This is a genomic window from Mangrovibrevibacter kandeliae (assembly GCF_024519155.1).
In the GTDB taxonomy this organism is placed as follows: Bacteria; Pseudomonadota; Alphaproteobacteria; order Rhizobiales; family Rhizobiaceae; genus Mangrovibrevibacter; species Mangrovibrevibacter kandeliae.
In genome coordinates this window covers 877187-894129 of the sequence record NZ_JANIFJ010000001.1, presented here as the reverse complement: position 1 = coordinate 894129, position 16943 = coordinate 877187, and the positions used below count along the sequence as shown (strand labels likewise).

17 protein-coding genes are annotated in these 16943 nt (G+C 68.9%); 9 read left to right on the top strand and 8 right to left on the bottom strand.

Annotated features, from left to right (window positions below; all coding sequences use genetic code 11):
• The first annotated feature begins 194 nt into the window (after window positions 1-194).
• On the top strand, window positions 195-1742 hold the full coding sequence (locus NPA30_RS04280) for a Na+/H+ antiporter (RefSeq protein ID WP_256801124.1): 1548 nt from the start codon (window positions 195-197) through the stop codon (window positions 1740-1742).
• Between the two features lie 224 nt (window positions 1743-1966).
• Here the strand turns inward: NPA30_RS04280 and rpsU are convergent, their stop codons facing one another.
• The 5 genes from rpsU to NPA30_RS04255 form a co-directional block, all read right to left on the bottom strand.
• Window positions 1967-2212: a 30S ribosomal protein S21 gene (rpsU, locus tag NPA30_RS04275; protein WP_256801123.1), complete on the bottom strand. Its 246-nt coding sequence runs from the start codon at window positions 2210-2212 to the stop codon at window positions 1967-1969.
• Between the two features lie 96 nt (window positions 2213-2308).
• Window positions 2309-2542, bottom strand: a complete 234-nt coding sequence (locus tag NPA30_RS04270; RefSeq protein ID WP_256801122.1) for a hypothetical protein — start codon at window positions 2540-2542, stop codon at window positions 2309-2311.
• Window positions 2543-2654: 112 nt separating this feature from the next.
• Window positions 2655-2867: a cold-shock protein gene (locus tag NPA30_RS04265; RefSeq protein ID WP_256801121.1), complete on the bottom strand. Its 213-nt coding sequence runs from the start codon at window positions 2865-2867 to the stop codon at window positions 2655-2657.
• A 333-nt stretch (window positions 2868-3200) separates the two neighbouring features.
• A complete protein-coding gene (locus NPA30_RS04260) occupies window positions 3201-5351 on the bottom strand; it encodes a molybdopterin oxidoreductase family protein (RefSeq protein ID WP_256801119.1) in 2151 nt (716 codons plus the stop codon).
• A gap of 154 nt (window positions 5352-5505) precedes the next feature.
• The gene (locus tag NPA30_RS04255) at window positions 5506-6612 is read right to left on the bottom strand and encodes an alkene reductase (RefSeq protein WP_256801118.1); all 1107 of its coding nucleotides are present in this window, start codon (window positions 6610-6612) and stop codon (window positions 5506-5508) included.
• A 123-nt stretch (window positions 6613-6735) separates the two neighbouring features.
• Here NPA30_RS04255 and NPA30_RS04250 point away from each other — a divergent pair, with 123 nt between their 5' ends.
• The 3 genes from NPA30_RS04250 to NPA30_RS04240 are packed head-to-tail and all read left to right on the top strand — an operon-like array spanning window position 6736 to window position 8743.
• Window positions 6736-7572: a 23S rRNA (adenine(2030)-N(6))-methyltransferase RlmJ gene (locus NPA30_RS04250; protein WP_256801117.1), complete on the top strand. Its 837-nt coding sequence runs from the start codon at window positions 6736-6738 to the stop codon at window positions 7570-7572.
• Between the two features lie 51 nt (window positions 7573-7623).
• On the top strand, window positions 7624-8100 hold the full coding sequence (locus NPA30_RS04245) for a hypothetical protein (RefSeq protein ID WP_256801116.1): 477 nt from the start codon (window positions 7624-7626) through the stop codon (window positions 8098-8100).
• 46 nt (window positions 8101-8146) lie between these two features.
• The gene (locus NPA30_RS04240; RefSeq protein ID WP_256801115.1) at window positions 8147-8743 is read left to right on the top strand and encodes a glutathione S-transferase family protein; all 597 of its coding nucleotides are present in this window, start codon (window positions 8147-8149) and stop codon (window positions 8741-8743) included.
• A gap of 177 nt (window positions 8744-8920) precedes the next feature.
• Here the strand turns inward: NPA30_RS04240 and NPA30_RS04235 are convergent, their stop codons facing one another.
• Window positions 8921-9571, bottom strand: a complete 651-nt coding sequence (locus NPA30_RS04235; protein WP_256801114.1) for an outer membrane protein — start codon at window positions 9569-9571, stop codon at window positions 8921-8923.
• Window positions 9572-9815: 244 nt separating this feature from the next.
• Here NPA30_RS04235 and uvrC point away from each other — a divergent pair, with 244 nt between their 5' ends.
• The 4 genes from uvrC (at window position 9816) to NPA30_RS04215 (ending at window position 13450) form a co-directional block, all read left to right on the top strand.
• A complete protein-coding gene (uvrC, locus tag NPA30_RS04230) occupies window positions 9816-11948 on the top strand; it encodes an excinuclease ABC subunit UvrC (protein WP_372338739.1) in 2133 nt (710 codons plus the stop codon).
• Window positions 11949-12040: 92 nt separating this feature from the next.
• Window positions 12041-12622: a CDP-diacylglycerol--glycerol-3-phosphate 3-phosphatidyltransferase gene (gene pgsA, locus NPA30_RS04225; RefSeq protein ID WP_256801112.1), complete on the top strand. Its 582-nt coding sequence runs from the start codon at window positions 12041-12043 to the stop codon at window positions 12620-12622.
• Window positions 12623-12719: 97 nt separating this feature from the next.
• Window positions 12720-12971, top strand: a complete 252-nt coding sequence (moaD, locus tag NPA30_RS04220) for a molybdopterin converting factor subunit 1 (protein ID WP_256801111.1) — start codon at window positions 12720-12722, stop codon at window positions 12969-12971.
• A gap of 5 nt (window positions 12972-12976) precedes the next feature.
• A complete protein-coding gene (locus tag NPA30_RS04215; protein WP_256801110.1) occupies window positions 12977-13450 on the top strand; it encodes a molybdenum cofactor biosynthesis protein MoaE in 474 nt (157 codons plus the stop codon).
• A 175-nt stretch (window positions 13451-13625) separates the two neighbouring features.
• Here NPA30_RS04215 and ndk read toward each other — a convergent pair whose 3' ends face one another.
• Window positions 13626-14048 carry a nucleoside-diphosphate kinase gene (ndk, locus tag NPA30_RS04210; protein WP_256801109.1) on the bottom strand — a complete coding sequence of 141 codons (423 nt, stop codon included), beginning with the start codon at window positions 14046-14048 and terminating at the stop codon, window positions 13626-13628.
• Window positions 14049-14152: 104 nt separating this feature from the next.
• Window positions 14153-14848 (bottom strand): glutathione S-transferase family protein, encoded by a 696-nt coding sequence (locus tag NPA30_RS04205; RefSeq protein ID WP_256801108.1) that lies wholly within the window; start codon window positions 14846-14848, stop codon window positions 14153-14155.
• 120 nt (window positions 14849-14968) lie between these two features.
• Between NPA30_RS04205 and NPA30_RS04200 the strand changes: the two genes are divergently transcribed.
• Window positions 14969-16852, top strand: coding sequence for an ABC-F family ATP-binding cassette domain-containing protein (locus tag NPA30_RS04200; protein ID WP_256801107.1), 1884 nt, complete (start codon window positions 14969-14971; stop codon window positions 16850-16852).
• The last annotated feature ends 91 nt before the right edge of the window (window positions 16853-16943 follow it).

Below are 16943 nucleotides of genomic sequence, written 5' to 3'. Positions count from 1 at the left end.
CTCGCGCCTCACAATTGCTCAGCGTTCACATCGCGATTTTAATACATGATTGCCCGCGCCGTGGAAGATGCTTTCCATGCGCCGGCCCGAATTCACGGCGCTCGCCGAGGCGGGTTCGCGAACCATGCGAGACGGGCTCGACTTCCACGCGGCGGACTGCACATCATGGCTGCCTTTTTGCGCTGCGGAACCTCATGGCCGTCTTCGAAACCATCCTCGTCATGCTGGCAGTGGCGGTGCTGCTGCTCGGCGCCGCCCGACGCTGGCACCTGCCCTATCCGGTGCTGCTCGCGATCGCCGGCGCTGCCGTGGCGTTCGCACCGATCGACCTCGGTCTCGCGCTCGACCCGGATCTCGTGCTCGCGCTGTTCGTCGCGCCCGTTCTGCTCGATGCCGCCTACGACACCTCGCTGCGCGACCTCAGGCACCACTGGAAGCCGGTGCTGTCGCTCGCGCTGGTCGCCGTGGGTCTCACCACGGCGGCCGTCGCCTGGGTCGTGCAGTGGATGACGCCCGGCCTGCCGACCGCTGCCGCGATCGCCATCGGCGCGATCGTCGCGCCACCGGACGCGGTCGCCGCGACGACGGTGCTTCGAGACTTGAAGCTGCCGCATCGTCTGGCGGTGATCCTCAACGGCGAGGCGCTGCTCAACGACGCGTCGACGCTCCTGATCTACCGACTCGCCGTGGCTGCGGTGGCCGCCGGCGGCTCGGTCGGCGCCGAGGTGGTGGCGCCGGCGTTCCTGCTCTCGGTCGTCGTCAGCACAGCCGCCGGGCCGCTCCTCGGCTGGGTCACCGGCCGTCTGATCCCGCTGATCGAGGATCCGCCGACCTCCATCATCCTGCAGTTCGTCACGACCTTCGGCGTCTGGGTGCTGGCCGAACGGCTCGGACTGTCGCCGATCCTGACAGTCGTCGGCTACGCCATGTATCTCGCCCGCTCGGGCCGGGCCTACATGCCGGCGCGCATGCGGGTTCCCTCCTATGCCGTCTGGGACACGACGGTCGTCGTCCTCAACGTCCTCGCCTTCCTGCTGATCGGCCTGGAGCTCGGGCCGGTGATCGCGCAGGCCAAGCCGGGGGAGATCGGGCGCTGGATCGAAGTCGGCGGCGCGGTGCTGGCGACGGTGATCCTCGTGCGTCTGCTCTGGACCATGGCCGCCGCGCTCTACGCCCAGCGCTACACCCGCCGATTGCCGGGCGAGCCGCGCGACGACGGACTGCCGAGTTGGCGCACCGGGCTGGTGATCGGATGGGCAGGCACACGCGGCATCGTCACCTTCGCCACGGCGCTCGCGCTGCCCGGCGACTTTCCCGAACGCGGCATGCTGCTGTTCGCCGCCTTCGCGGTGACGCTCGGCACGCTCCTGATCCAGGGCCTGACGCTGCGCCCGCTGGTGATGATGCTGCGCTTTGCGCCGGACGACACGGTGGATGCGGAGGTGCGCCGGGCCCGCGTCCGCACGGCCGAGGCTGCGATGAAGGCGCTGGAGGCGCGCTCGGACCAGGAAGCGGCGGCGGTGCGCGCGGAACTGGTAAGGGAGCGGGACTTCGCCGCCGATGCGACGGCGGGCGACGGACGCCCGAGCTTTCCGATCAAGGCGCTCCGGGCGGAGGCACTCGCCCGGCGGCGTCAGAAGCTCCTCACGCTGCGCCGGAATGGCGAGATTGGCGACGAAGCCTTCCATCGCCTGGAGGAGGAACTCGACCTCGCCGACATGGCGACGGCGACGCGGATCTGACCGGGTGGCCGCAGCCGCACCGGCAGGCAATCGGCCTCCGGGAAGACGGGCGATTCGGCGGCGCACGAAATCCGCACGCGAAACCGCGGGCGGCGGACCAAGGCCTATCGCGCGTCACACCACCACCGCGTCCCGATGCGAGGGGACACAGCGAAGCCCGACAGGCGATGATGACGAACGCGAGGACGCGCGTCTGGAAGCGGCGTCCCCGAAGGTCCGCTGTCTTAACGGCCGCGGCCGGGCGCTGCCTTGCGCTTCGGCCCCGGAATCAGGCCTTCGCGCTGCGCCTGCTTGCGCGCGGTCTTGCGGGCGCGACGCACCGCTTCCTGCTTCTCGCGAGCGCGCCGCTCGGACGGCTTCTCGTAGGCGCGACGCGCCTTCATTTCGCGGAACACGCCCTCGCGCTGCAGCTTCTTCTTCAGGACGCGCAGCGCCTGATCAATGTTGTTGTCGCGAACCAGAACTTGCAAGTCGTCTCCTTAGTGGCGCCGTCCGGACTGATCCGGACGCGGCACCGGTTTGATTGCGCTCCTCCACGGGGCGCAGTCGATCCATTCGGATCCTGCTCAGGCGCTCTGACGCGCCTTGGATGCGCGCGGACGGCGCGCCTTCGGCTTCGGTTCGGCCGCCGGCGCCGCGGCGTCGCGCGCGATGCGCAAGGCCTTCAGGCGCGCCGTCTTGGCCTGCGTCGCTTCGGCATCGGCCTTGATGAGCCCCATCGCAGAGCCCTTCTCGTGCCGGTCCGACTGCTGCGGAAACACCCCGGCCGCGCGGCCGGAGCCGGACGTCTTGTCGCTCATGGATGCTACCTCTCTTCTGTCTGTGCCTCGCCGGAGCTGCGCATCGCCAGTTCATCCGTGGTCGATCCGCATCCGGCGCGGCGGCCCGCGGCGCAGGGCCGCGGGCAAAGGATCAGCCGGCGAGCGCCAGCTTGTCGGCCGACAGCTTGCCGGTGCGCCGATCGGCGACCAGCTCGAAGGAGACCTTCTGCCCGTCCTTCAGCTCGCCGAGACCGGCGCGCTCGACGGCGCTGATATGCACGAACGCATCGGCGCCGCCGTCATCGGGGGCGATGAAGCCGTAGCCCTTCGTTGCGTTGAACCACTTCACGGTTCCCGTAGCCATGGGAAACCCTTTCTCGAACAAGTAGCGACTGGCCCACGCGAATGGACCGTTTTTCATCGATTAAAGAGGAGAGACGTCTTGAACGGAGCACCGGTGAACAGTGCGAGGCCCGGAGATCCGGCCATCTCATCGATACCCCTAATATGGAGCGTTTTCGCCGGACTCGCAAGGCCACAGCCAGAACCGCTGCACTTCGGCGGCTCGCGCGGCTCCCCGCGCCCGCCATCCCTTCCGAAATCCGCGGCGTGACAGGCGCGGCGGAAGGCCTTCGGGCGGGGCGCACCGGCAGCACAGGCTCCGATGCGGCGCCGGATCTCGGACTCGTCGACCGGCTCAGATCGCTTCGAGCGCGAGCGCGTCATCCGCGCCGACGTGCGATCTCACCGGCCGCACCCACACGGCCGTGTCATGCAGCGCCGCGCCGCCGTAGGGCGCCACCGGGTCGGCCGAGGTGAGGACGTTGATTCCCTCGCCGCCCTCGAACGCGGTGTTCGGCCAGAGGCCTTCGTGCACCAGCGTGCCCGGCCGGACCACCTCGGTGAGACGCGCGTGCAGGCGCAGGTCGCCGCGCCGGTTGCCGATCTCGACGAGGCCGCCGTCCTCGACGCCGAGCGCGGCCGCGTCCTCCGGGTGGATCATCAGCTCCGGCCGGCCCTCGCGCCGGCGCGAGCCCGGCGTCTCGGCAAAGCTCGAATTCAGGAAGTTGCGGGCCGGCGCGGTCGCGAGCTTGTAGGGGTGCGCCCCGTCCACCGCCTCGCACAGCTCGACGTGATCCGGAAAGGTCGGCAGCGCCTCCGCCGGCCCCTGCAGCCCGAGCGCGGCCGGCGGCTTGTTCGGCGCCGGGCTCTCCGCCCAATCCGGCCGAAAGCGGTAACGCCCGCGCGGCCAGGGGAAACCGTTCAGGAAATGCGCGGTGTCAAAGTCGGGCTGCCGATCGGTGAAGTGCTCCGATTCCAGCGCGACGAGGCCTTCGTAGCCGCTTGCCTTCAGCATGTTGTCGATCAGCTGGCGCTCGGTGAGGCCGAAGCCCGGCCGGTCGGACACGCCGAGCCGGCGCGCCAGCGCCTCGATGACGAAGTGGTTGGTGCGCGCCTCGCCCGGCGCCTCGATCAGCTTCGGCCCGAACAGGACGTGGCTGTGGCCGCCGCCGCGGTAGATGTCGTCATATTCGAGGAAGGTCGCCGCCGGCAGCACGAGATCGGCGAGTTTGGCCGTATCCGTCATGAACTGCTCGTGGACGCAGACGAAGAGGTCGTCGCGCGACAGTCCCTCCACGACGCGGCGCTGCTCCGGGCAGACATTGGCCGGATTGGTGTTCTGCACGAGCATCGCCGTCACCGGCGGGCCGTTCGACAGTGCCCCGGCATCGCCGGTGAGCACCGCGCCGATGCGCGACTGGTCGAGCCAGCGCACCGACGGGTCGGCCAGCGCCGCGCCGGTGATCTCGCGCTTGTCGAGCTTGAAGATCCCGGAGTTCGAGTGGAAGGCGCCGCCGCCTTCGTGCCGCCAATGGCCGAAGACCGCGGGCACCGACAACGCCGCGTGCATGGCGACTGCGCCGTTGCGCTGGCGGGTGAAGCCGTAGCCGAGCCGGAAGAAGGTCTTCGGCGTGTGGCCGACCAGCGCAGCGAAGGCCTCGATCTCGGCGACGGACAGGCCGGTGATCGCCGCCGCCCAGTCCGGCCCGCGGCTCGACAGATGGGCCTCGAGCCCGGCCGGATCGTCGGTGAAGTCGGCGAGATAGGCGCGATCGGCCGTGCCGTCGCGAAAAGCGACATGCATCACCGCGCAGGCGAGCGCGGCGTCGGTGCCCGGCTTCAGCTTCAGCGCGAGGTCGGCCTGCTGCATGGTGGCGTTGTCGTAGATGTCGACGACGACGATCCTCGCGCCCCGCTCCTTGCGGGCCCGCACCGCGTGGGTCATCACGTTGACCTGCGTCGCCACCGCATTGGTGCCCCAGATCACGACGCAGTCGGACTTCGCCATCTCCCGCGGGTCGACGCCGGTCATCGCGCCCGCGCCGGCGAACCAGCCGGTCCAGGCCGGATTGGTGCAGATCGAATCGAACTGGTTCGAGTAGCCCTTGGCGTGCCGCAGGCGGTTGATCCCGTCGCGCTGCACCTGTCCCATCGTGCCGGCATAGTAGTAGGGCCAGACGGCTTCGGCGCCGTGGCGGAGTTCGGCCTCGAGGAACTTCTCGGCGACGAGGTCGAGTGCGTCGTCCCACGAGATCGGCCGCCATTCACTCGCGCCCTTGGCGCCGACACGCTGCAGCGGGGTCAGGATGCGATCGGGGTGATGCACCCGCTCGGCATAGCGGGCGACCTTCGCGCAGATCACGCCGGCCGTGTAGCTGTTGGCGGCGGATCCGCGCACCCGGCCGATCGTGCGCTCGTCGAGCAGTTCCACCTCGAGCGCGCAGCTCGAAGGGCAGTCGTGCGGACAGGCGGTGTGGCCGAAAGCGGTGTCGAGCGGCTTGTTCATCAGCCAGCATTACCGCGAAGCGCGGCCGCGGCCCAATTCTTTTGCGTTGTCGCAGCCATCAATCCCGCTGAGGCAATGAACACCGTGGGCCGGCCGCGACGCAGAAGGGGCCGAAGCATTGTCCGGCCCCTCCCGATCCTCGCGCTTCGCCGGGTCAGGCGGCGTAGCGCGCGATCTCCTCGGGCGTCAGCGCCGGATAGTCGGTGTAGCCTTCCGCGCCGCCGCCATACCAGGTCTCGCGCGGACCTTCGGCGAAGGGCGCGCCAACCTTCAGGCGGGCCACCACGTCGGGATTGGCGATGAACGGCCGGCCGAAGCAGACGAGGTCGGTCTCGCCCTTCTCGATGCGATCGAAGGCGAGCTGCCGGTCATAGTTGTTGTTGGCCATGTAGAGGCCGGAGAAGTGCTGCTTCAGGTCCCAGGACTTGAAGCCCTTCGGATCGCGGTCGCCCTGCGTGGCGCCTTCGATGACGTGGAGGTAGACCAGTCCACGCTTCGACAGCTCCTGCGTGTAGGCGGTGAACAGCGGGCCGGGATTGCTGTCGTCGATGTCGTTGGCCGGGCTGACGGGCGAAATCCGGATGCCGGTGCGCTCCGGGCCCCACACGCCGACGACCGCGTCCACGACCTCCAGCGGGAAGCGCATGCGGTTCTCGATCGAGCCACCGTATTCGTCCTCGCGCTTGTTGGTCTTGTCGGCCAGGAACTGGTGCAGGAGGTAGCCATTGGCCGAATGGATCTCGACACCGTCGAAGCCGGCCGCCTTGGCGTTCTCGGCCGCCTTCACGTAGTCGTCGACGACGCGCGGCAGCTCGCTCTTCTCGAGTACGCGGGGCGCGACAGCGTCCTTGAAGCCGTCCTCGGTGAAGGCCTTCATGTCCGGCCGCACCGCCGAGGGGGCCACCGGCATCGCACCGCCCGGCTGCAGGTCCGGGTGCGAGATGCGCCCGACGTGCCAGAGCTGCACCACGATCTTGCCGCCTTCCGCGTGCACCGCGTCCGTCACCTTCTTCCAGCCCTCGACCTGCTCAGGCGAGAAGATGCCTGGGGTATAGGCGTAGCCGCGGCCCTCCGGAGAGATGTTTGTCGCCTCGGTGACGATCAGGCCGGCGCTGGCGCGCTGGCGATAGTATTCAACATGGAGATCGTTCGGTTTACCGGCCTCATGGGCGCGGCTGCGGGTCAGCGGCGCCATCACCACGCGGTTGGCCAGGCGGATGGGGCCGAGATCGATCGGCTCGAAGAGCTTCGAGGTCGCCATCGGGAAGTCCTTATCTTGAGATCGGTGGCCGCGGAGGCGACCCGCCTGCTACATGGGAGGCTGCGACGGGTGGTTCGCCGGCGATGCGGTGAACAGTCCGTTCAGCGTTCGCCGGAGCATCTGTTGAATTACCGCCACGCCTTCCATGCCGGAAACTTCGCCGACGTCGTCAAGCACGCGCTGCTGACCCGGCTGATCGAATATCTGAAGACCAAGGACAAGCCGTTCCGGGTGTTCGATACCCATGCCGGACGCGGCCTCTATGACCTCACCGCCGAGGAGGCCGGCCGAACGGGCGAACACAGGGCGGGGATCGGCGCCCTCCTCGCCTCGCCCGCGGCCGCGGATCCGCTGCTGCAACCCTATCTCGACGTCGTCCGCTCGCTCGGCAACGACCGCTATCCGGGCTCGCCCCTGCTCGCCCGCCGCCTGCTGCGGCCGCAGGACCGTCTCTCGGCTTATGAGCTGCATCCGGTCGACGCCGGCGCGCTTGCGGCTGTCTTCGCCGGCGACCACCAGGTCAAGGCGATCGAGCTCGACGGCTGGCTCGCTCTCGGGGCCCACCTGCCGCCGAAGGAGCGGCGCGGCCTGGTGCTGGTCGATCCGCCCTTCGAGCAGCCGGGCGAGTACGACCGCCTCGTCGACGGGTTGGTCGGAGCTCAGCGGCGCTGGGCCGGCGGCGTCTATGCGCTGTGGTACCCGATCAAGCGCGCTGCGGAGCACCGCCGCTTCCTCGACCGCCTGTCGTCGAGCGGCATTGCGAAGATCGTGGTCGCCGAGTTCCTGCGCGAGGCCCCCTCGGCCGACGAGCGGCTGGTCGGCTCCGGCCTCGTCGTGGTCAATCCGCCCTACACCTTCGCCGCCGAAGCTGAGGCAACCATGTCACGCCTCAGCCCCGTTCTCGCCAAAGCAGGCGGCGCGACGAGCCGCGTTGTTGCCCTCGCCGGAGAGCAATCGTAAACACGGCCGGAAGCGCCGGCCGCGGCGCGGGCTCCACGGGAAGATCCGTTCATGCGTCATCGCAGCCTCCTCGCCCTCCTGTCGCTTGCGCTGGCGAGCGCCACCTCGTCCGCAGCCTCGGCCGCCGACATGCTGCAGGCAGCGCCGCCGCCAGAGGTGGTGATCGCCGCCAAGGTGCCCGCCTGCGACGATCCGAAGGTCCTTGCCGAGGTCGAAGACCAGTTCGAGTACGGCGCGCGCGGCATGCTGCAGAGCGACCTGCAGGTGCTGGAGTTTCGCAACCTTCTCGAGAAGGCCTACTTCCCGGAGGACGAGGAGCACGCCGTCGAGCGCCGCTACTGTCAGGGCGAGGCGGTGGTCGCGCAGGCTGGCACCCAGCCGGGCTACGGCCAGACCCACACCATCTACTACGTCATCGAGCATCCGCTCGGCTTTGCCTCGATCGGCTGGAAGGCGCAGGGCTGCTTCCTCGGCCTCGACCGCTGGCATGTCTACGGCGCCAACTGCTCTTCGCTGCGCCGGTTCTGAGCGCCGCCTCCCTCCGTTCCGTCATTCCTCGCCTGGATCTCTCCCGATGCGCCTGCTTCAGTCCTCCGCCTCGCCGTTCTCCGCCAAGGTGCGCCTCGCGGCACGCCATTGCGGCGTCGATCTCGAACTCGTCGCGACGGCCACCGGCGAAGAGCCGGAGCTCCTGATGACGAACAACCCGCTCGGCAAGATCCCGGTGCTGCTCACCGACGAGGGCCTCGGCCTCTACGACAGCGCCGTGATCACCGACTATCTGGACACGGTCGGCGAGAAGCGTCTGTTCCCGGCGGACGCGGCCGGGCGTGCCCGGGTGAAGATCCTTGAGGCGCTCGCCGACGGCATCGCCGAGGCCGTGGTGCTGATCGTCTATGAGAAGCGCAACCGGCCGCCCGAGATGCAGTACCAGGCGGCGATCGACAAGCAGCGCGACCGGGCCTGGCGGGGGCTCGCCGCGCTCGAGACCGCGCCGCCGGCGCAGGATTCGGAGTTGACCGCCGGCGACTTCGCCGTTGCCGCGGTTCTGAGCTATCTGGAGCTTCGCCTGCCGGAGTGGCGCGCGGATTTCCCGTCGCTGGCCGCCTTCCATGACGGGTTCGCCGCCCGCTTCGCGGCGTTCAACGAGCTCAAGTCGCGGGCCGCTTGAGGCACATCACCGCCGTCTTGGCGACGCTTCACGACGCGTGACAGTCGACATCAGGGCATCGGCAACGTCGGTCGGACATGAAGTGCGGCCGGTCCCTGACCCTGAGACATCGGCACATGCGCGACAGTGCGATTTCGCCTCTCCGATGTCTCCGGGGAGCCTGCGCTTGCGCCGGGGTCAGAACTTCAGCGCGATGCCGGCGCGGATCGACTGCTCGTTGAAGCCGCTCGATACCACGGTCCCCCCGAGGTCGTAATCCTGGCTGTTGTAGTCGGAGTAGCGGTACTCCAGCCGCGAGGTGATGTTGTCGGTCACTTGTGCCTCGACCCCGGCGCCGACGGTGTAGCCGACATGGGTGTTGCTGTCGCTGGCGCCGCCGAACGACAGCTCCTTGTTGGCGACCGCGACACCGCCGGTCGCAAAGACGAGGAACGGGTCGTAGGCGACGCCGACCCGACCGCGGAGCGAGCCGAAGGCGTTGCCGTCGTCCGCGGTCACTGCGCCGCCCGTGGCCGACTGGTAGCCGCCGGCATCGAGACCCGAATAGCCGATGTCGCCTTCCAGGCCGTACACGAAGTTGCCGCTCTGGAAGTTGTAGCCGCCGTAGACGCCGCCGACCCAGCCTTCGCCATCGAAGTCCGGACCGCCGCTCTGGTCGAAGTTCGAACTGTTGTAGCCGACGAAAGCGCCGGCATAGGGACCGGACCAGATGTAGACCGGCGCTGCCGGCGCGATCGCGACCGGCGGCTCCTCCTGCACGAGATCGGCCGCGTGGGCGGATGTCGCCAACGTGATCGCCGCCGCGGCAGCTGCGAGCAGCAGTCTCATCTCGATCTCCGATCCCTCTGCATCGTTCCGGTCGCGTGCGGAACGCCCGGTAGAACCAACTCCTTGTCGGGGTCCTTGTTCCGCAAGACAAGTGAACAGATGGTTAGTCTGCGTCCCCCGCGCCAGAGCCATGGCCAGTCGCCCGCGTTGCTGTTGCCGATCTGCGACGGTCGCAGGATCGACACCAGCCGCTTATATGAGGACGACCGGCCCGATTCGGCGGCTCCTGCGGCACGACCGAGACATGACGAGGGCCAGACCACAGCGCTTCTCCAGACACACCGGGCGAGGCCTGACGCCGCGCCTGCCGACAGACGACGACATGACAGCAGACGCCGAACCCGATTTTGATCCTGAGCTCGAACCCGACGACGACGCGGAGGATCTCGAATCCGAGCCGACGGGGGATGTGTCCGCGGCGGCCGCGGCGCTCGTCGCAGCGATCGAGTGGGACGACGGCGGCAAGTCGGTCGACCAGACGCTGACCGGCGCCGAACTGATCGCCGCCTTCGTCAAGCGTCTGCCCAACGGGCCCGGTGTCTACCGCATGTTCGGCAAGGACCAGGAGGTCCTCTATGTTGGCAAGGCGCGCTCGCTGAAGAAGCGGGTGACGAGCTATGCCCGCATCGGCGGCCACTCCAACCGCATCGCCCGGATGATCCGCGAGACGCGGCACATGGAGTTCGTCACCACCCGCACCGAAACCGAGGCGCTGCTCCTCGAAGCCAATCTAATCAAGCGCTTGCGGCCGCGCTTCAACGTCCTGCTGCGGGACGACAAGTCGTTTCCCTATATCCTCGTCGGCGACGACCACGAGGCTCCTGCGATCATGAAGCATCGCGGCGCACGATCGCGGAAAGGCAGCTATTTCGGCCCCTTCGCCTCGGCCGGCGCCGTCGGGCGGACGATCAACTCGCTGCAGCGGGCCTTCCTGCTGCGCACCTGCACCGATTCGGTCTACGCGACCCGCACCCGGCCCTGCCTGCTCTACCAGATCAAGCGCTGCTCGGGCCCCTGCACGCGCGAGATCTCGCTGGAGGACTACGGCGCCCTCGTCGGTCAGGCGGAAGCGTTCCTGTCCGGCAAGAGCAAGCAGGTCCAGGCCTCGCTCGCGACAGCCATGCAGTCGGCTTCCGATGCGCTCGACTTCGAGCGCGCCGCGCTCTACCGCGACCGCATCGCGGCCCTCTCCATCATCCAGGGGCATCAGGGCATCAACCCGCAGGGCGTCGAAGAGGCGGATGTCTTTGCCATCCATCAGGAGGGCGGCCTCACCTGCATCCAGGTGTTCTTCTTCCGCACCGGCCAGAACTGGGGCAACCGCGCCTACTTCCCGAAAGCCGACCCGTCGATCGAGCCCGGCGAGGTCATGGGCGCCTTCCTGTCGCAGTTCTACGAGGACAAGCCGGTGCCGCGGCAGCTGCTCCTGCCGATCGAGGTCGAGGACGGCGATCTTCTGGCGGATGCCCTGTCGATCAAGGCGCAGCGCAAGGTGCAGATCGCCGTGCCGCAGCGGGGCGAAAAGAAGGACCTCGTCGACCACGCGCTCGCGAACGCGCGCGAGGCGCTCGGACGCCGACTCGCGGAGACCTCGACGCAGGGGCGGCTCCTTAAGGGCCTCGCCGAGACCTTCGCGCTCACGCGCCCACCGCGCCGCATCGAGGTCTACGACAACTCGCACATCATGGGCACCAACGCGGTGGGCGCGATGATCGTCGCGGGTCCGCAGGGCTTTGCCAAGAACCAGTACCGCAAGTTCAACATCCGCGGCGCCGACATCACCCCCGGCGACGACTTCGGCATGATGCGCGAGGTGATGACGCGGCGCTTCTCGCGCCTCCTGAAGGAGCACGGCGAGACGGCGCCCGCGTCCGAAATCGCCGAGCCGGAGGATGCCGATGCGGCGGACGACGCCGAGATGCCGGCCTGGCCGGACCTCGTGCTGATCGACGGCGGCAAGGGGCAGATCTCGGCGGTGCGCGCGATCCTCGCCGAGCTCGGCATCGCCGACCGCGTCACCACGATCGGCGTCGCCAAAGGCGTCGATCGCGACGCCGGCCGCGAGCGCTTCGTCACCGAGGGGCGCGAGCCGTTCTCGCTGCCGCCGCGCGACCCCGTGCTCTACTTCGTCCAGCGCCTGCGCGACGAGGCGCACCGATTCGCCATCGGCTCGCATCGCGCCCGGCGGAAGAAGGAGCTGGTGAAGAACCCACTCGACGAGATCGCCGGAATCGGGCCGAGCCGCAAGCGCGCCCTCCTCCACCATTTCGGCACCGCCAAGGCGGTGTCGCGTGCGGCGATGAGCGACATCGCCAAAGTCGACGGGATTTCCGAGCAGATTGCCAAGCTGATCTATGACCACTTCCACGAACGGTAGGCTTCGATCGGCCGTAACGCCCTGCGGGATGTTGACGGGCGGACCCAGCCGCGATTGAAGAGGCGGCCTTTGCGTACTCGCGGACCCTGTCCATGTCCTCTCCGGCGTTGAGCCTCCCGAACCTCCTGACCTATGCGCGCATCGTGGCGGTGCCGCTGGTGGTGTTGTGCTTCTTCGTCGAGGGCCGGCTGCAGGGCACCGACTTTGCCCGCTTTTCGGCGCTGGGCCTGTTCGTCGCGGCCAGCATCACCGACTTCTTCGACGGCTATCTCGCGCGGGCCTGGCAACAGACCTCGACCATCGGGCGGATGCTGGACCCGATCGCGGACAAGCTGCTCGTCGCAGCCTGCCTGCTGCTTTTGGCCGCCGACGGGACCATCGCCGGCTGGACGCTGTGGGCGGCGATCGTGATCCTCTGCCGCGAGATCCTCGTCTCGGGCCTGCGGGAATACCTCGCCGAGTTGAAGGTGTCGGTGCCGGTCACCCGTCTCGCCAAGTGGAAGACCACCGTCCAGATGATCGCGATCGCCTTCCTGCTGGCGGGGCCCGCGGGCGACAAGCTGGTGCCGCACGTCACCCAGGCCGGCATCGGCCTCCTCTGGTTCTCGGCGGTGATCACGCTCTACACCGGCTACGACTATTTCCGTGCCGGGCTGAGGCACATCGGCGACTGACCAGCGGCAGCCGGGCGTCGCCGCGGTGACGCCGTCGTCCGATCGCCATGGCGGATCGCCATCTGGCACCCTATCTCCGCCGCGAAGGAGCCGCGCCATGAAACTCGTCTATTTCGCGTGGGTGCGCGAGCGCATCGGGCTTGCCGAGGAGACCGTCGAGCCGCCGGCCGAGGTTCGTTCCGTCGAGGACCTGCTCGGCTGGCTGAAGGGCCGCGGCCCGAACTACGACAGCGCCCTCGCCGCGCCGGAGGTCATCCGCGTCGCCATCGACCACGAGCATGTCGACCACGCCGACCCGATTGGTGCGGCGCGCGAGGTCGCGCTGTTTCCGCCGATGACCGGAGGCTGACGAAGATGGCGCCCGAGCCCGTCGTGCCCCTCGTGCGCATTCTCGCCGGCCGCATCGAAATGGCCGCGGAGATCGCCGCCCTGTCCGGCAGCGGAGCCGTCGGCGGCGTCGTCACCTTCTCCGGCTACTGCCGCGACGAGGGTGGACGGCTGGAGGCGCTGGAGCTCGAGCACTATCCCGGCATGGCGGAGCGCGAAATCGAGCGCATCGCGGCGCAGGCGGCGGAGCGCTGGCCGCTCACCGGCTGCCACGTGCTCCACCGCTACGGGCTGGTGAAGCCGGGCGAGGAGATCGTCTTCGTCGGCTGCGCCTCGGCCCATCGCCAGGCCGCCTTCGAGGCGGCGTCCTTCCTGATGGACTATCTGAAGACCCGCGCGCCCTTCTGGAAGCGCGAGCACCTGAAGGACGGCACGACCGGCGGCTGGGTCGAGTCCAAGGACACCGACAGCGCCGCGGCGGATCGCTGGCACCGGCTTTGATTGGGAATCAAGCCGACGCGGCCGACCCTGCTCCCGCCCGAATGGCAGCGCCGGCGAGGTGATCTCGGCTTCGGAGCGCGAGCTGCCCCCGCATGACTTGCCCGCGCGCATAAGCAAACGCCGGCCCGAGGGCCGGCGTCGTGTCATCCGTACAGGATGTGGGACGCGTGCGGCCTCAGCCGACGATCTCGGTCTCGGAGAACCAGTAGGCGATCTCCTGCTTGGCGGTCTCCGGCGCGTCGGAGCCGTGCACCGAGTTCTCGCCGATGGAGAGGGCGTGCTGCTTGCGGATCGTGCCCTCGGCCGCGTCCTTCGGGTTGGTCGCGCCCATGATCTCGCGGTTGCGGGCGATGGCGTTCTCGCCTTCCAGCACCTGCACCACGGTCGGGCCGGAGGACATGGACTCGACGAGTTCGCCGAAGAACGGCCGCTCCTTGTGGACGGCGTAGAAGCCCTCGGCCTCGCGCCGGCTCATCCAAACCCGCTTGGAGGCGACGACCGTCAGGCCGGATTCTTCCAGGATCTTGGTGATCGCGCCGGTGAGATTGCGGCGCGTCGCGTCGGGCTTGATCATCGAGAAGGTGCGTTCGATCGCCATCGTCGGTCGGTCCTTGAGCTGGGCAGGGAAAGTGCCGGCTCTATAGCCGCCGCGGGGAATGGCGGCAAGCCGCCGCACCCGGTGCGACGGCGGCGCCCGGTCGCTCAGGCGGCGGCCGCGGGCACTTTCCGGCCGAGCCCGTCATAGAGGTCGAGGCAGGCCTCGAACCACGCGGCGATCGGATCGTCCGCCTCCAGCACCGCGAAGGACGAGGCGACGCGAAGCCACTGGAAGGCGCCGAACACGATGTGGTCGGCAAAGAGCGGCGTCTCGCCGCCGAGGAACAGCTGCCTGTCGAGCACCGCCCGCAGCGGCTCGAGGCTCTGGCGGAACGCCGGCAGGCGCTCCTCGCGACCCTGCGGGACCTCCTCCAGCGGCCGGCCGAAGCGCTGCTCGCGGCTCTGCCGGAAATAGGCCTGGTCCGTCGGCGCGAGCACTGCATGGATGTCGGTGAGCGCGCTGCCGCCGATGAAGGGGTGGATCACCCGCATGGACCACGCCTCCACGAAGCGGGCGAGCGCTCGGCCGCCCTCCCCGCCGAACAGCGACGGGCGATCCGGATAGCTGCGCTCCAGATACTCTGCGATGGCGAACGAGTCGGACACGACCGTGTCGCCGTCGCGCAGGATCGGCACGATCTTCGATACGCCCCCCTCGACGGCGCCGATCCCGGTGAAGGGCACCGGCCGCGTTTCGTAGGCGAGGCGCTTGTGGGCGATGGCCATGCGGACCTTCCAGCAATGCGGCGAGAAGGGCCGTTCGGCATCCTGGCCGACGAGTTCGTAGAGCAGCATCGGCATCACCCTCTCCCCGATTGGTCAAAGCCGCAATAGCGCACCGGCCTCAGGTCGCCAACCATGCGTGTGCACGCTCCCGCACCGCCCCTTTTCCGCTGCGCCGCCGCGTGGCAGAAGCCGGGCATGCTGCAGATCACCGACCTCACCGCGCGCGTCGCCGGCCGCCTCCTGATCGAAGGCGCCAGCCTCACCTTACCCGCCGGCACCAAGGCCGGGCTCGTCGGGCGCAACGGCGCCGGCAAGTCGACGCTGTTCCGGATCGTCACCGGCGAACTCGCGCCGGAGAGCGGCGGCGTGTTCGTGCCGAAGAACACCCGCATCGGACAGGTGGCGCAGGAGGCGCCGGGCTCCGACGACACGCTGATCGAGGTGGTGCTGCAGGCCGATGCCGAGCGCCTGGCGCTCCTCGCCGAGGCCGAAACCGCCACCGACCCCGGGCGCATCGCCGAGATCCAGCTGCGGCTGACCGACATCGACAGCCACTCGGCCGAGGCCCGTGCCGCAGCGATCCTGTCCGGCCTCGGCTTCGACGCGGCGGCGCAGGCCCGCGCGGTCGGCTCGTTCTCGGGCGGCTGGCGGATGCGCGTCGCCCTGGCCGCCGTCCTGTTTTCCCGCCCGGACCTCCTGCTCCTCGACGAGCCGACCAACTACCTCGACCTCGAAGGCACGCTCTGGCTCGAGAACTTCGTGGCGCGCTATCCCTACACGGTGCTCCTGATCAGCCACGATCGCGACGTCCTCAACAACGCGGTCAATGCCATCGTCCATCTCGACCAGAGGAAGCTCGTCTTCTACCGCGGCGGCTATGACGGCTTCGAGCGCCAACGGGCGGAAAAGATGGAGCTGCTCGGCAAGGCGATCGCCAAGCAGCAGGCCGAGCGCGCCCACATGGAGGCCTTCGTCGAGCGCTTCCGCGCCAAGGCGACGAAAGCCCGACAGGCGCAGTCGCGGCTGAAGGCGCTGGAGCGCATGCGCCCGCTCGCCGCCGTCGTGGAGGAGAGCGTCTCGCCGTTCAGCTTCGAGGCGCCGGACAAGCGCGCCGCCTCGCCGATCATCCGGATGGAAGGCGTGTCCGTCGGCTACGCGGCCGACCGGCCGATCCTGTCGCGACTCGACCTGCGCATCGACACGGAGGACCGCATCGCGCTTCTCGGTGCCAACGGCAACGGCAAATCGACCTTTGCCAAGCTCGTCGCCGAACGGCTCGGGGCGCAGGCGGGGACCGTCACCCGGGCGCCCGGCCTCAAGGTCGGCTTCTTCGCCCAGCACCAGATCGACGATCTGCGCCCGGCCGAGAGCGCAGTTCAGCATGTGCGCCGCCTGATGCCGGACGCGCCCGAGGCCAAGGTCCGGGCCCGCGTCGCGCAGATGGGCCTGCGCACGGAGAAGATGGACACCGCCGCCGACGATCTGTCCGGCGGCGAGAAGGCCCGGCTGCTGATGGGCCTTGCCACCTTCGGCGCGCCCAACCTCCTGATCCTCGACGAGCCGACCAACCACCTCGACATCGATTCGCGCGAGGCGCTGGTGCATGCGCTGAACGACTATCCGGGCGCCGTCATCCTGATCAGCCACGACCGCCACCTCGTCGAGGTGACGATGGACCGCCTGTGGATCGTCGGCGACGGCACCGTGCGCCGCTACGACGGCGACCTCGAGGAGTACAAGCAGCTGGTGCTCGCCGCCTATCGCGGCGGTGGCGACAAGGGGGCGACCGGCGACGACCGCGCCTCACGCGCCGACCAGCGTCGTGAGGCCGCGCAGCGGCGCGAGGCGCTGGCGCCCCTGCGCAAGAAGATCAAGGACGCCGAGACGAAGATCGCCAAGCTGCAGGGGACGATCTCAGGGCTGGATGACAAGCTGGCCGACGGAGGCCTCTACACGCGGGATCCGGCGAGGGCGGCAAGCCTTGCAAAGGAGCGGTCGGACGCCGAACGCCTTCTCGCGGAAGTTGAGGAGAGCTGGCTCCTGATGTCAGCGGAGCATGACGAGCTGGTGTCCGCCTGATCCGCTTGAACTCCCTTCTGCGCGAGCAGTGAGCTCACGGATCCGCAGCGTGTCCACCCGCTCAACCGTTCATAAGCCGAAGGGATTCTCA

Bases quoted from the DNA above. Each gene is read 5' to 3' on its own strand.
- NPA30_RS04240 (WP_256801115.1), top strand. From the start codon at position 8,147: ATGCGCCTGCTTCAGTCCTCCGCCTCGCCGTTCTCCGCCAAGGTGCGC.
- NPA30_RS04205 (WP_256801108.1), bottom strand. From the start codon at position 14,848: ATGCCGATGCTGCTCTACGAACTCGTCGGCCAGGATGCCGAACGGCCC.
- NPA30_RS04235 (WP_256801114.1), bottom strand. From the start codon at position 9,571: ATGAGACTGCTGCTCGCAGCTGCCGCGGCGGCGATCACGTTGGCGACA.
- NPA30_RS04255 (WP_256801118.1), bottom strand. From the start codon at position 6,612: ATGGCGACCTCGAAGCTCTTCGAGCCGATCGATCTCGGCCCCATCCGC.
- ndk (WP_256801109.1), bottom strand. From the start codon at position 14,048: ATGGCGATCGAACGCACCTTCTCGATGATCAAGCCCGACGCGACGCGC.
- pgsA (WP_256801112.1), top strand. From the start codon at position 12,041: ATGTCCTCTCCGGCGTTGAGCCTCCCGAACCTCCTGACCTATGCGCGC.
- NPA30_RS04280 (WP_256801124.1), top strand. From the start codon at position 195: ATGGCCGTCTTCGAAACCATCCTCGTCATGCTGGCAGTGGCGGTGCTG.
- NPA30_RS04215 (WP_256801110.1), top strand. From the start codon at position 12,977: ATGGCGCCCGAGCCCGTCGTGCCCCTCGTGCGCATTCTCGCCGGCCGC.
- NPA30_RS04260 (WP_256801119.1), bottom strand. From the start codon at position 5,351: ATGAACAAGCCGCTCGACACCGCTTTCGGCCACACCGCCTGTCCGCAC.
- NPA30_RS04270 (WP_256801122.1), bottom strand. From the start codon at position 2,542: ATGAGCGACAAGACGTCCGGCTCCGGCCGCGCGGCCGGGGTGTTTCCG.
- NPA30_RS04265 (WP_256801121.1), bottom strand. From the start codon at position 2,867: ATGGCTACGGGAACCGTGAAGTGGTTCAACGCAACGAAGGGCTACGGC.
- NPA30_RS04200 (WP_256801107.1), top strand. From the start codon at position 14,969: ATGCTGCAGATCACCGACCTCACCGCGCGCGTCGCCGGCCGCCTCCTG.
- NPA30_RS04245 (WP_256801116.1), top strand. From the start codon at position 7,624: ATGCGTCATCGCAGCCTCCTCGCCCTCCTGTCGCTTGCGCTGGCGAGC.
- moaD (WP_256801111.1), top strand. From the start codon at position 12,720: ATGAAACTCGTCTATTTCGCGTGGGTGCGCGAGCGCATCGGGCTTGCC.
- uvrC (WP_372338739.1), top strand. From the start codon at position 9,816: ATGACGAGGGCCAGACCACAGCGCTTCTCCAGACACACCGGGCGAGGC.